This is a genomic window from Streptococcus sp. 116-D4 (genome assembly GCF_009731465.1).
Classification (GTDB): Bacteria; Bacillota; Bacilli; order Lactobacillales; family Streptococcaceae; genus Streptococcus; species Streptococcus pseudopneumoniae_E.
Genome location: NZ_AP021887.1, coordinates 1,403,427 through 1,415,952, shown reverse-complemented (window position 1 = coordinate 1,415,952; position 12,526 = coordinate 1,403,427). Strand labels below are relative to the sequence as shown.

The 12,526-nt window shown below is 41.1% G+C and carries 10 protein-coding genes and 1 pseudogene; 10 read left to right on the top strand and 1 reads right to left on the bottom strand.

What is annotated here, in order from left to right; all coding sequences use genetic code 11:
• Window positions 1–89: 89 nt before the first annotated feature.
• Genes UKS_RS07185 through UKS_RS07165 form a run of 5 tightly spaced genes read left to right on the top strand, consistent with a single transcriptional unit; the run spans window position 90 to window position 6,180 of the window.
• Complete coding sequence (locus tag UKS_RS07185; RefSeq protein ID WP_156012354.1) at window positions 90–3,188, top strand: DEAD/DEAH box helicase; 3,099 nt, start codon at window positions 90–92, stop codon at window positions 3,186–3,188.
• 47 nt (window positions 3,189–3,235) lie between these two features.
• Window positions 3,236–3,853, top strand: coding sequence for a cystathionine gamma-synthase (locus tag UKS_RS07180; RefSeq protein WP_156012352.1), 618 nt, complete (start codon window positions 3,236–3,238; stop codon window positions 3,851–3,853).
• Window positions 3,854–3,862: 9 nt separating this feature from the next.
• Window positions 3,863–5,197, top strand: coding sequence for a UDP-N-acetylmuramate--L-alanine ligase (gene murC / locus UKS_RS07175; RefSeq protein ID WP_156012350.1), 1,335 nt, complete (start codon window positions 3,863–3,865; stop codon window positions 5,195–5,197).
• A 9-nt stretch (window positions 5,198–5,206) separates the two neighbouring features.
• On the top strand, window positions 5,207–5,674 hold the full coding sequence (locus tag UKS_RS07170; RefSeq protein ID WP_156012348.1) for a GNAT family N-acetyltransferase: 468 nt from the start codon (window positions 5,207–5,209) through the stop codon (window positions 5,672–5,674).
• Window positions 5,671–6,180 carry a GNAT family N-acetyltransferase gene (locus tag UKS_RS07165; protein ID WP_156012346.1) on the top strand — a complete coding sequence of 170 codons (510 nt, stop codon included), beginning with the start codon at window positions 5,671–5,673 and terminating at the stop codon, window positions 6,178–6,180. The genes UKS_RS07170 and UKS_RS07165 overlap by 4 nt, the downstream gene beginning before the upstream one ends.
• 130 nt (window positions 6,181–6,310) lie before the next feature.
• On the opposite strand, the gene UKS_RS07160 is transcribed toward UKS_RS07165, so the two are convergent.
• Complete coding sequence (locus UKS_RS07160; protein ID WP_156012345.1) at window positions 6,311–7,477, bottom strand: IS30 family transposase; 1,167 nt, start codon at window positions 7,475–7,477, stop codon at window positions 6,311–6,313.
• Between the two features lie 207 nt (window positions 7,478–7,684).
• Between UKS_RS07160 and mltG the strand changes: the two genes are divergently transcribed.
• From mltG to UKS_RS10025, 5 genes and pseudogenes are all read left to right on the top strand, one after another.
• The gene (gene mltG / locus UKS_RS07155) at window positions 7,685–9,439 is read left to right on the top strand and encodes an endolytic transglycosylase MltG (protein WP_156012344.1); all 1,755 of its coding nucleotides are present in this window, start codon (window positions 7,685–7,687) and stop codon (window positions 9,437–9,439) included.
• 61 nt (window positions 9,440–9,500) lie between these two features.
• Window positions 9,501–9,983 (top strand): transcription elongation factor GreA, encoded by a 483-nt coding sequence (gene greA / locus UKS_RS07150; RefSeq protein ID WP_000818768.1) that lies wholly within the window; start codon window positions 9,501–9,503, stop codon window positions 9,981–9,983.
• Between the two features lie 186 nt (window positions 9,984–10,169).
• A complete protein-coding gene (locus tag UKS_RS07145) occupies window positions 10,170–11,531 on the top strand; it encodes an amino acid permease (protein WP_173020473.1) in 1,362 nt (453 codons plus the stop codon).
• Between the two features lie 100 nt (window positions 11,532–11,631).
• The gene (locus tag UKS_RS07140) at window positions 11,632–12,042 is read left to right on the top strand and encodes a GNAT family N-acetyltransferase (protein WP_156012343.1); all 411 of its coding nucleotides are present in this window, start codon (window positions 11,632–11,634) and stop codon (window positions 12,040–12,042) included.
• A 307-nt stretch (window positions 12,043–12,349) separates the two neighbouring features.
• Window positions 12,350–12,415: pseudogene (locus UKS_RS10025) on the top strand (DUF6773 family protein); the annotation flags it as partial.
• Window positions 12,416–12,526: the final 111 nt, after the last annotated feature.

The following is a 12,526-nucleotide window of genomic DNA, read 5'->3' as shown; positions in this document are numbered from 1 at the left end:
TCCAGCCTTCTAGGAGAAAAGTATCCCTAGGAGGCTATTTTCATAGGGGAAAATATGGTATAATAAAAAGATAAGGTAAAGGTAGAAATATGGCTAAATTGATTCCGGGGAAAGTCCGTATCGAAGGAGTTGCCCTTTGTGAAACTGGTAAAGTTGACATCATCAAGGAAAAGAATAATCGGCTCTACGCTCGCGTTGCAGAAGAAGAACTGCGCTATAGTTTAGAGGATGACTTAGTTTTTTGTGCTTGCAATTTTTTCCAAAAGAGGGGCTACTGTGTGCATTTGGCAGCGTTGGAGCATTTTCTGAAAAATGATGAGCGTGGTCAGGAAATCTTGCAAAGTCTGGAAGAAGGTCATGAGGAAAAAGAGGCCGTTGAAACCAAGGTGACCTTGGGTGGAAAATTTTTGGACCGAATTTTGTCTCCAAAATCAGACCGAGCCTATGAGTTGTCGGCTGTCGGTCAGGTGGAAGCAGGAAGCAATCATATCTTGTGGACGCTGAGAATCGGGCAACTCAATAGTCAAAGATACTATGTCATTCGGGATATTCCACTCTTTTTAAAGGTTGTTGAGAAGAGAAAATCTTATATGATTGGAAAAACTTATGAGGAGTCTCTATCTTGGGAAGCCTTTGATGAAGCCAGTCAAGAACTTCTGACTTTCTTGCGTGGACTAATGGAGGAAGGACAGGCTCCAGACCTCTTTTTCCAAAATCAAGGTCGGCATCTCTTTTTCCCTCTGACTTTTTTTGAGCAGGGTGTGAATTTATTGATGACCTTGCCCCATTTTCAGTTTGACCATCAAGTGGATAGTTACCAAATTCTGCTGTTTCAGGATATGAATGCTGATGCCAATCTATATGCCTTTACAGTTACAGAATATTCGGATTATTTTGAAATGGAAATCAGTGAGAGTCCAAGGGTCAATGTCTTTTATCAAGGAGCTGTGCTTTTCCATAAAGGACAGGTTTATTTTCTAACAGACCAGCAGATGCGTCTTCTCAAGGAAATCAAAGCGCTGCCTTTGGATCGACATGGAAAGAAATACCTGCAATTTGATAGCAGTGATCGAGATAAATTGGCTTCTTGTTTAACTCTCTTTAGTCAGATGGGCACCGTTTCAGCTCCAGAACGCTTACAAATCAAATCTTTTGTCCCCTCTTTTTACTTTGACAGGGAAGAGGATAATCGAATTCGTTTAGAAATTCAGTTTGATTATGGAGATAAGCAGGTATCTAGCCGACAAGAGCTAGAAGAATTACCATTTTCCAGTGATGCTGACTTAGAAGAAAGAGTTTTCCAAGTCTGTTTGGCAGCTGGTTTTGAAGCAGATTTTCAATCTTGGCGTCAAGCCTTAAAAGCGGAGTCTGTTTATCATTTTTTCCATGAAATCATTCCAGTCTTTGAAAAACTCGGGAATGTTGATTTATCAGACAAGTTAGAAGAGCTTTATAGCCTAGCGAGTCCTCAAGTGCAGATTGCTTCCAAGGGAGGTCTCTTGGAAATCCAGTTTGATTTTCAAGATATTGCTCAAGAGGAAATTGATCAAGCCATGCAGGCCTTGGTTGATAATCGAGATTTTTATATTGATTCGTCCAATCAAGTCTACTTTTTTGATGAAGAAACCAAGAACATTCGCCAAAATCTACAGGAACTGGGGCAGTTTGAATTAAAAGATAGGGCCTTGCAGGCTCGAAAATCTTTGGCTTATAGTTTAGCTCATCTCTTTGAAGGACGAGATCGTGTTTCTTTTTCACAAGAATTCCAGAATCTGGCCCATGATTTGACACATCCAGAGGACTTTCCTCGACAAGCAACGCAGGTCAAGGCTGACTTGCGAGATTATCAGGAAAAGGGAATCGGCTGGATGCAGATGCTTCATCATTATGGTTTTGGTGGGATTTTGGCTGATGATATGGGACTTGGTAAAACCCTGCAGACCATTGCTTTTTTGACCAGTCAAGTGACAAAAGAAAGTCGGGTTTTGATTATCGCTCCGTCAGGTTTGATTTACAACTGGGTAGATGAGTTTAAGAAATTTGCTCCACAGTTTGATGTGGCTGTTGTTCATGGTTTGAAAGCTAGTCGTGAAGAGATTCTTGCTGAGAGCCATCAAATCTATGTGACGAGCTATGCTACTTTCCGTCAGGACAGTGATCTTTATCAGGGGATAGCCTTTGACTTCCTTTTCTTAGATGAGGCCCAGGTCATGAAAAATGCCCAGACCAAGATCGCCCAGACCTTGAGACAATTTGTGGTGCCGTCGGTTTTTGCCTTGTCAGGAACTCCGATTGAAAACCATCTGGGTGAGTTGTGGTCTATTTTCCAAATCGTCATGCCAGGACTTTTGCCAAGCAAGAAAGAATTTATGAAATTGCCAGCTGAGCGAGTGGCTCAGTTTATCAAGCCTTTCGTGATGCGACGCAAGAAAGAAGAAGTTCTGACTGAATTGCCAGACTTGATTGAAGTAGTTTATAAGAATGAACTGGAAGATCAGCAAAAGGCTATTTATCTAGCTCAGTTGCAACAGATGCGGGACCATCTAGCTCAAGTGTCAGATCAGGAATTCCAACGAAGTCGGGTGGAAATCTTGTCTGGTTTGATGCGCTTGCGTCAAATCTGTGACACCCCTGCCCTCTTTATGGAAGATTATCAGGGTGCCAGTGGTAAACTAGATAGTCTCCGAGACCTGCTGGTACAGGTGGCAGATGGCGGACGCCGTGTATTGATTTTCTCGCAGTTTAAGGGAATGTTGGAGAAAATTGAACAAGAACTGCCTGACTTGGGCTTGACTTCCTTTAAAATTACAGGTTCAACCCCAGCCAAGGAAAGACAAGACATGACCAAGGCCTTTAACCAGGGAGAAAGAGATGCCTTTCTGATTTCTCTTAAGGCTGGTGGTGTCGGTCTGAACCTGACAGGTGCTGATACAGTGATCTTGGTTGACCTTTGGTGGAATCCGGCCGTGGAAGCGCAAGCTATTGGCCGTGCCCATCGGATGGGTCAGGAAAAAACGGTTGAGGTTTATCGCTTGGTGACCAAGGGAACCATTGAAGAAAAAATTCAGGAACTCCAAGAACAGAAGAAACATCTGGTATCACAAGTATTGGACGGCACAGAGTCACGTGGCAGTCTGACCCTAGCAGAAATTAGAGAAATTTTGGGAATTTCTGAAGCCAGCACTTGAAAAATCAAGACAATACGCTATAATGAAGTGTTGAAAGGAAATAGAAAATGAGAGAAGAACGATTTCCATTGGTGTCAGATGATGAGGTCATGCTGACTGAGATGCCGGTTATGGACCTCTATGATGAATCTGACTTTATCAGTAATATCAAGGGAGAATACCGTGATAAGAATTATCTGGAGTGGGCCCCTATTACTGAAGAAGAGCCGGTCAAACCGATTGAAAAGCCAGTAGAGAAACCTAAGAAGGGTCGTTTAGGTGCTAAGAAAGAAGGAAAGAGCTATGCGGAGGTGGCGCGTGAAGAAGCGCGTGCCGACTTAAAAAAGAAGCGATCAGCAAGTTATCTGACTAAGGATATTACTCCTACAAAACGCCATTCTCAGCCAAGTCTAGTTAGACAGGGCAATCAACCTACCGCGCCTTTCCAAAAGGAAAATCCTGGTGAATTTGTCAAATATAGTCAAAAATTGACCCAGTCTCATTACATCTTGGCGGAAGAGGTTGGCAATATTTCGACTCAAGCAGAGTCAAAAGCAACTTCAAACCCAAAGAAAAACAACTATGATTTTCTGCGGAAGAGCCAAATCTACAATAAAAAGAATAAGCAAAAAGAACAAGAACGTCAGGTTGCCCAAGAGTTGAATCTGACAAGAATTACGGAATAGGGAGGGAACATGTCAAAGACATATCATTTTATCGGAATTAAGGGATCAGGGATGAGTGCCTTGGCCTTGATGTTGCACCAAATGGGGCATAAGGTACAGGGTTCAGATGTTGAAAAGTACTACTTTACTCAACGTGGCCTAGAGCAGGCAGGAATTACCATTCTTCCTTTTGATGAAAAGAATCTGGACCCTGATATGGAAATTATCGCTGGGAATGCCTTTCGTCCAGATAACAATGTTGAAATTGCCTATGCGGACCAAAATGGCATCAGCTACAAACGTTATCATGAATTCCTAGGTAGCTTTATGCGTGACTTTGTCAGCATGGGAGTAGCTGGAGCGCATGGAAAAACTTCCACTACAGGTATGTTGTCTCATGTCTTGTCTCACATTACAGATACTAGCTTCTTGATTGGAGATGGGACAGGTCGTGGTTCAGCCAATGCCAAATATTTTGTCTTTGAATCTGACGAATATGAGCGTCACTTCATGCCTTATCACCCAGAATACTCTATTATTACCAACATTGACTTTGACCATCCAGACTATTTCACAAGTCTAGAGGATGTTTTCAATGCCTTTAACGACTATGCTAAACAAATTACTAAAGGTTTGTTTATTTACGGTGAAGATGCTGAATTGCGTAAGATTACGTCTGATGCACCGATTTATTATTATGGTTTTGAAGCAGAAGGCAATGACTTTGTAGCTAGCGATCTTCTTCGTTCAACAACTGGTTCAACCTTCACAGTTCATTTCCGTGGTCAAGAATTGGGTCAATTCCACATTCCAACCTTTGGTCGTCACAATATCATGAATGCGACAGCCGTTATTGGTCTTCTTTACACAGCAGGATTTGATTTGAACTTGGTGCGTGAACACTTGAAAACATTTGCCGGAGTTAAGCGTCGTTTCACTGAGAAAATTGTCAATGACACGGTGATTATCGATGACTTTGCCCACCATCCAACAGAAATCATTGCAACCTTGGATGCGGCTCGTCAGAAATACCCAAGCAAGGAAATCGTAGCAGTCTTCCAACCTCATACCTTTACTAGAACCATTGCTTTGTTGGACGAATTTGCCCACGCTTTGAACCAAGCGGATGCTGTTTATCTAGCGCAAATTTATGGATCTGCTCGTGAAGTAGACCATGGTGATGTTAAGGTAGAAGACCTAGCCAATAAAATCAATAAGAAACACCAAGTTATCACTGTTGAAAATGTTTCCCCACTTCTAGACCATGATAATGCTGTCTATGTCTTTATGGGAGCCGGAGACATCCAAACCTATGAATACTCATTCGAGCGTCTCTTGTCTAACCTGACAAGTAATGTTCAATAAGCTATCCCCATGGAAATTCCAATTAAGATCATTCAGGCATGTAAGTCTGATTTGGCTGAGATAGAGGTACTTCAGGCTTCATCTTTTCCAGCTGAAAAGCAGCAACCTTCCCATATTTTAGAAGAAAGTATCCGTAAGTATGCGGATACCTTTCTTCTAGCTAGGGATGAAAAGCAGCTTTTGGGCTATGTTTTAGGAGGCCCACAGCCCCACAATCCGCAATGTCTAGAAGTGCATTCTTTGGTCATCGAGGCTGACCATCAGAGACAGGGCTTGGGAACGCTTCTTCTTGCAGCTTTGAAAGAGGTGGCGGTTGAGCAGGATTACAAAGCTATTCGTTTGAAGAGTCCTGATGAGCTGCTTTCTTACTTTGAAATGAACGGTTTTGTTGATGAAGAAGAAGTAACTTCGCTTTATGAAGCTAGTCAAGGGTTTAGCATGATTTGGTTTAATCCCTTTTATCTGGAGGCACAATGAAAATCAGAAAAGCAAGATTAGAAGATTTAGATCGTATTCTTGAGATCGAACTAGAAAATTTTTCTGCTGAAGAAGCTATTCCTCGCTCTGTTTTTGAGGCGCATTTGCGAGAAATTCAGACCTCGTTTCTGGTTGCAGAAAAAGAAGGCAGCATCATAGGTTACATCGAAGGGCCAGTTGGACCACACCGCCATCTGCAGGACCAGTCTTTTACAGAGGAGATAAAAGACAATAGCCATGAGCCTGGTGGTTATATCTCTGTGACCTGTCTTTCAATTGCCAAAGAAGCACAGGGCCTTGGCCTTGGTCAGAAATTACTAACAGCCTTGAAAGAACTGGCTCTTAAACACGAAAGAGAAGGTATTAACCTAACCTGTCATGACTATCTCATTGCCTACTACGGAAAGCATGGATTTGTCAATGAAGGCCAGTCCCAGTCAACCTTTGCAGGGGAAACATGGTATGATATGGTCTGGGAAGCTAAAAAAGGTAAATTCCCAAACTAAGTTCCACTGCTAATCCAAGTGGAAGTTAGTCTGAAAAAAATTGTAAAAACCAGTGGAAATCCGTTTCAGGGTAAGTTCCGCTATGGTGGAAGTTAGTGTGAGACGTTTGAATGGGGTTAAAGGTTAGTTTTTAGAATTTATGTTGGAGTAATGTAGACGACTGGCAGACGTCTTCTGCAGGTATGTTAGAAATGCCGAGAAGCTTAGGGATCTCTTCTCCGTAAGTAAAGGAAAAGAGCTCATAGGCTGACTTTCCATTCAAAGCAGCACGTTTGACACTGTTGACATGCGAACAGACGAGATTAATATCCTCTTGCGTTAAATTGTCAAAGGAAGTTCCTTTAGGTAGAATGTCGCGAATCAGCGTGTGATTTTTCTCAATTCTCCCTTTCTGGTCAGAGCGATTAGGGTCACAAAAGAAAAGCTTACTCTCTCCTCGCACATCCATTTCGATATCATCAACCCTGGCAAACTCTCCACCATTATCTGTTAGAATGACAGGGAAAAATTGGAAGAAATCTTTGTCCGCTTGGTGAAAAGTGTTTTTGATGTCATAGAAGTGTTTGGTAACCTCAAGGGCAGTTTTATTATCCAGAAGTCTAGCGAAGATAAAGTTACAGAAAGAGAGATTGAAGGTGAGTAGGACTTTTCCTCCGGTTCGGCCCATAACGGTGTCCATTTCCAGCCAAGAGTCTAGTTGATTAAGGGTTAAATAGTTTTGGAAATCCTCATAGGAACGACCTTTTTTAGCTTCTTTAGGGATGGAAGGTAGCTTACTTTTCCGTCTTTCTTTGAATTTAACGGCTCTGGTTAGGTCAATCGGAGCGATAGATAGGTATCCTTTCCGGATGTGTCGATAGACAGTTGAGGAGCTGACATCAAGGTTATGAGTTTTCAGAATATGGTAGATGTGTTGTCCCTTTTTAACCCCATCAGAAATGATTTTATCCATTTCCCAGAAGGTCTTGGAATTGAGAGGAGTTCCTTCACGAGCTTCTACAAGAATTTTTTCGTACTGTTTTTGAGCTTGTTTAGCGAGGTAGAAGATCTTCTTATAGCCACAATTTTGTCTTCTTTTAGGGCATCCATTACAGACAAAGGGAGCCTTGTCGAGTAGAGGGCAGGGAAGATTATCGCATGTAGACTCTCGGACTTGTCTGTTTCGTTTGACTTCTTTGGAAACAGTAGTTGGGTCTTTTAGAATGGATTGTCCAATAGCTTTGAAGGTTTCACCGCGTTCTAAGCCTAATTGGATATCATTACGGTCTGAAAGGGTAAGGTGTTTATGTTTTGTCATAGTAGACCTCATTTCTAACTCAAACGTCTCACACTTAATTCCACCATAAAAATCCGTTTTAGACTAATTTCCACTTCGGTTAGGCAAGTGGAAGTTACTTTGAGAAGTTACCGGAAGCTAAAAAATAAGCTAGAAAAGCATGCTAGGTTGCTTTTCTTTCGTTTTTAAGATATAATATTATGGATTGTCAACGAGGAGGAAAAACTTTTGAGTGAAAAGTCAAGAGAAGACGAAAAATTAAGCTTTAAAGAGCAGATTTTACGTGATTTAGAAAAAGTAAAACATTATGAAGGGATTCGCCAAGAGGCCGCTGAGCTTGCTGAAAAAAAACCAACTTTGTCTGTCCCTAACACAAAAATTTCTGATGAAGATGTGATGAATGCATCCCTATCAGCTGTTGAAAAAATTATGGATAATGCTCCACGTGTTCCACAGCATCCTAGTGAAGATGAGCCTGCATCACCGGCAGTTGAATCAAGAGAAGAAGCTCCGATTACTCCTAGTCACCCTAGTCAAGATGTTCCAGCTTCTCCATCAGAAGAGCTTCAAAGAAAAACTCCTGTTGTCCCAACCCACCCTAGTCAAGATGTTCCAACTTCACCAGCTGAAGCAAGTCCATCAATACCTGTTCCAGGAACAGAGACTAGTCGTCTACAAAAAGTCGAAATAGAATCGAATGCGACTCCAACAAGAGTGCCTGTCTCTTATAAGACTGAAGCTAAAAAAGATCCTCAAAAAGAAGTAACAAAACCAGAACCAGTTATGGAAACGGAAGCTTTTGAAGCCACTTCTGAAATTCCACGTCGTAGTCGCCGTGAGACAGTTAAACCAGTCAAGAAGAAAAAATCACATCTGAAGGCTTTCTTCATTTCTCTACTGATTTTCCTAGCCTTGGTTTCGGCAGGCGGTTACTTCGGTTATCAGTATGTCCAGTCATCTTTATTACCAGTTGATGCAAATTCTAAGGAATATGTAACCGTTCAAATCCCAGAAGGAGCCAATGTCCAAGAGATTGGCTCAGCACTTGAAAATTCTGGTGTGATTAAACACGGAGTGATTTTTGCTTTTTATGCGAGATATAAGAATTATTCAGATTTGAAGGCTGGATATTACAATTTGCAAAAGAGCATGAGTACAGAGGATATCATAAAGGAACTCCAAAAAGGTGGTACTCCTGAACCTCAAGAACCTTCCCTTGCAGATTTGACCATTCCAGAAGGATATACTATTGATCAAATCGCCCAAGCTGTAGGCCAATTACAAGGGGAATTTAAAGAGCCTTTGACTGCAGATGCTTTCTTGGCTAAAGTTCAAGATGACAACTTTATCAGTCAAGCAGTTGCTAAATATCCAAACCTACTCGAAAGCTTGCCAACGAAAGAAAGTGGAGTTCGTTACCGTTTGGAAGGTTATCTTTTCCCAGCGACCTACTCTATCAAGGAAAGCACGACTATTGAAAGCTTGATTGATGAGATGTTGGCAGCCATGGATAAGACCTTGACTCCGCACTATAGTGCAATCAAGTCTAAAAACTTGACAGTCAATGAATTGCTAACAATTGCTTCACTTGTTGAAAAAGAAGGTGCTAAGACTGAAGATCGTAAGTTGATTGCAGGTGTCTTCTATAATCGTTTGAACCTTGGTATGCCACTTCAAAGCAATATTGCAATCTTGTATGCCCAAGGGAAGCTAGGCCAAAATATTAGCCTAGCAGAAGATGCTGGAATTGATACATCGATTAATTCACCATACAATGTTTATACAAAACCTGGTTTGATGCCTGGTCCAGTAGATAGTCCAAGTCAGGACGCGATTGAAGCAAGTATCAATCAAACTAAGAGTGAGAACCTCTACTTTGTAGCCAATGTTACAGATGGTAAAGTCTATTACGCAGTGACACAGGAAGAACATGATCGTAATGTAGCTGAACATGTCAACAGCAAATTAAACCAAACAAACTAAAATTATGTGAAGCTTCACATAATTTTCTTTAGAGAATATCATTAGAAGAAAGTTGAAAAAAATGGCAGAAAAAACATATCCTATGACCCTTGAGGAAAAGGAAAAACTTGAAAAAGAATTAGAAGAATTGAAATTGGTCCGCCGACCAGAAGTGGTAGAACGCATTAAGATTGCCCGTTCATACGGAGACCTTTCTGAAAACAGTGAATACGAAGCAGCTAAGGATGAACAAGCCTTTGTCGAAGGACAAATCTCTAGCTTGGAAACAAAAATCCGTTATGCTGAAATCGTCAATAGCGACTCAGTTGCCCAGGACGAAGTAGCGATTGGGAAAACAGTCACTATCCAAGAAATTGGTGAGGACGAAGAAGAAGTTTATATTATCGTAGGTTCAGCTGGTGCGGATGCCTTTGCAGGTAAAGTTTCAAATGAAAGCCCAATTGGACAAGCCTTGATTGGCAAGAAAACAGGTGACACAGCAACTATTGAAACACCTGTTGGTAGCTATGATGTAAAAATCTTGAAGGTTGAAAAAACAGCCTAAAAACAGAAAAAAGGAGTGGGGAGGCGATGCGCTTCACTCACTCCTTTTTCCATTTTGCTACTCTTCGAAAATCAAATTCAAACCACGTCAGCGTAGCCTTGCCGTACTCAAGTACAGCCTGCGGCTAGCTTCCTAGTTTGCTCTTTGATTTTCATTGAGTATAAATTAAATTGAATTGGAGACGATATGAGTTCAAAGAAGAAAAATAAGATGGAGCGTGGTCTGACCAATCGTCATGTACAGGTTATGGCCATTGCAGGGACAATCGGAACAGGACTCTTTTTAGGAGCAGGTCGCTCTATCAGCCTAACAGGTCCTTCCATTGTACTGATTTATATGATTACTGGGGCTTTTATGTTCCTCATGATGCGTGCGGTTGGGGAAATGCTCTACCAAGACCCTGAGCAACATACCTTTATCAACTTTATCACGCGTCATTTGGGTAAGGGTTGGGGTTATTTCTCGGTTTGGTCCTACTGGCTATCCGTTGTCTTTATCGGTATGGCGGAAATCACTGCTATCTCTCACTATGTTCAGTTCTGGTTTCCTAGCTGGCCAAGTTGGATGATTGAGATTGGATTTTTGACCATTCTAGCCTTGGTCAATCTGATTGCGGTTAAGCTCTTTGGAGAAGTTGAATTTTGGTTTGCGATGGTCAAGATTGTGGCCATTTTAGCCATGATTGCCACAGGAGTCTTTATGGTCTTGACAGGCTTTAAGACACCCCATGGAGTAGCAAGTTTGGCCAATATTACTGATAATTTCTCCCTCTTCCCAAATGGTAGAGTTAACTTTGTCATGGCCTTCCAGATGGTCTTCTTTGCCTATCTCATGATTGAGTTTATCGGGGTAACAACTTCAGAAACAAAAAATCCACGTCAAGTTTTGCCAAAAGCTGTTAAGGAAATTCCTCTTCGAATCGTCTTTTTCTATGGTGGAGCTCTCTTGGCCATTATGTCCATTATCCCATGGCGTGAACTTGCTTCAGCTGATTCTCCCTTTGTTACGGTGTTTGAATTGGCCGGTATCAAGTGGGCGGCAGCTTTGATTAACTTCGTCGTTTTGACCTCAGCAGCATCTGCTCTCAACTCAACCCTTTATTCAACAGGACGTCATTTGTACCAGATTGCTCATGATTCACCAAATCGCTTCCTAAAGGCTATTAAAGCAGATACTCTTTCTCGTCATAACGTGCCACAAAATGCTATCATCGCTTCAACAATCTTGATTGCCCTAGCAGCCTTTATCAATATCCTGCCAGGTGTTTCGGATGCCTTTGCCTTGATTACGGCATCATCATCAGGTGTCTATATCGCCATTTATATCTTGATTATGGTGGCTCACCTTAAATACCGCAAGTCACCAGACTTTATGGCAGATGGCTACCTCATGCTCCACTATCGTTTCCTAAATCCTCTAACCATGCTCTTCTTTGCTTTTGTCTTTGTAACCCTCTTTTTACAAGAGTCTACATTTGTAGGAGCAATCGGTTCAGCTATCTGGATTATAGGTTTCGGGATTTACAGCCAGTGGAAATTTAGAAAATAGATTTGAAACTCATCAACTCAAGTTGGTGGGTTTTTGCTAGTTTGACAGTCTATTGAAATAAGACTATAATCAAGCTGTATCAGTTTTCGAGGAGGTTTAGATGTACTTTAGATTGGAAAATAAGGAATCCCAGAAAGCGCAAGAAATAGGGAATCTGATTCGTGTTTATAACCGGTCAAAAAGAGAAGAGGCTGAAAGTGAGCCACTTAATCTTTATGTCGAAGATGAAAAGGGCAATCTCCTGGCAGGTTTGATAGCAGAGACTTTTGGAAATTGGCTAGAAATCGAGTATTTATTTGTAAAAGAGGAACTGAGAGGGCAAGGAATCGGTTCAAAACTATTGCAACAAGCAGAAACTGAAGCTAAGAATCGAAACTGTCGTTTTGCCTTTGTCAATACCTACCAGTTCCAGGCACCGGACTTTTATCAGAAACATGGCTACAAGGAAGTTTTTGCTTTGCAAGACTATCCCTACACAGGAAAAAGATTTTATTACCAAAAGGATTTGTAAGGAGAATATGAAGGTATGATACAAAGAGAGACTTACACATAAGTATGGAGGCAGACTGATGAATATAATACTGGATATGGGTAATGTTTAAGGGGATTCTCGATAAGTACCAGTTAGAACCTAGAAATTGTGTCTTTCTAGACGATATGGAGGACAATACAATCGCAGCTGAGACATTAGATTTAAAGGCCTACGATGTCGTAGAAATTTTGAAAAAATTGAATAAGCAGAAAACTTTCTATCTTTTTTGTAGTAGAGAGTTTTTTGTTAATAAAATCTTACAAAATGCAATTTATATATTGCATTAAGTTATGGAGAATGGGCTCAGAAAAAATTTGAGCAAGACATGGATGAACTGGAGAGTGGAGAATAGCTTGTTACTCTTTTCTCAATCCAGATAAAATGTGATATAATAGTACTAATTTATTGGAATACATGAAAGTTCTTGAAAATTTTCATGTGTTTCTAGCTAAGGAAGTAGGAA

Bases quoted from the DNA above. Each gene is read 5' to 3' on its own strand.
- UKS_RS07140 (WP_156012343.1), top strand. From the start codon at position 11,632: ATGTACTTTAGATTGGAAAATAAGGAATCCCAGAAAGCGCAAGAAATA.
- UKS_RS07170 (WP_156012348.1), top strand. From the start codon at position 5,207: ATGGAAATTCCAATTAAGATCATTCAGGCATGTAAGTCTGATTTGGCT.
- UKS_RS07180 (WP_156012352.1), top strand. From the start codon at position 3,236: ATGAGAGAAGAACGATTTCCATTGGTGTCAGATGATGAGGTCATGCTG.
- UKS_RS07160 (WP_156012345.1), bottom strand. From the start codon at position 7,477: ATGACAAAACATAAACACCTTACCCTTTCAGACCGTAATGATATCCAA.
- UKS_RS07145 (WP_173020473.1), top strand. From the start codon at position 10,170: ATGAGTTCAAAGAAGAAAAATAAGATGGAGCGTGGTCTGACCAATCGT.
- UKS_RS07185 (WP_156012354.1), top strand. From the start codon at position 90: ATGGCTAAATTGATTCCGGGGAAAGTCCGTATCGAAGGAGTTGCCCTT.
- UKS_RS07165 (WP_156012346.1), top strand. From the start codon at position 5,671: ATGAAAATCAGAAAAGCAAGATTAGAAGATTTAGATCGTATTCTTGAG.
- greA (WP_000818768.1), top strand. From the start codon at position 9,501: ATGGCAGAAAAAACATATCCTATGACCCTTGAGGAAAAGGAAAAACTT.
- murC (WP_156012350.1), top strand. From the start codon at position 3,863: ATGTCAAAGACATATCATTTTATCGGAATTAAGGGATCAGGGATGAGT.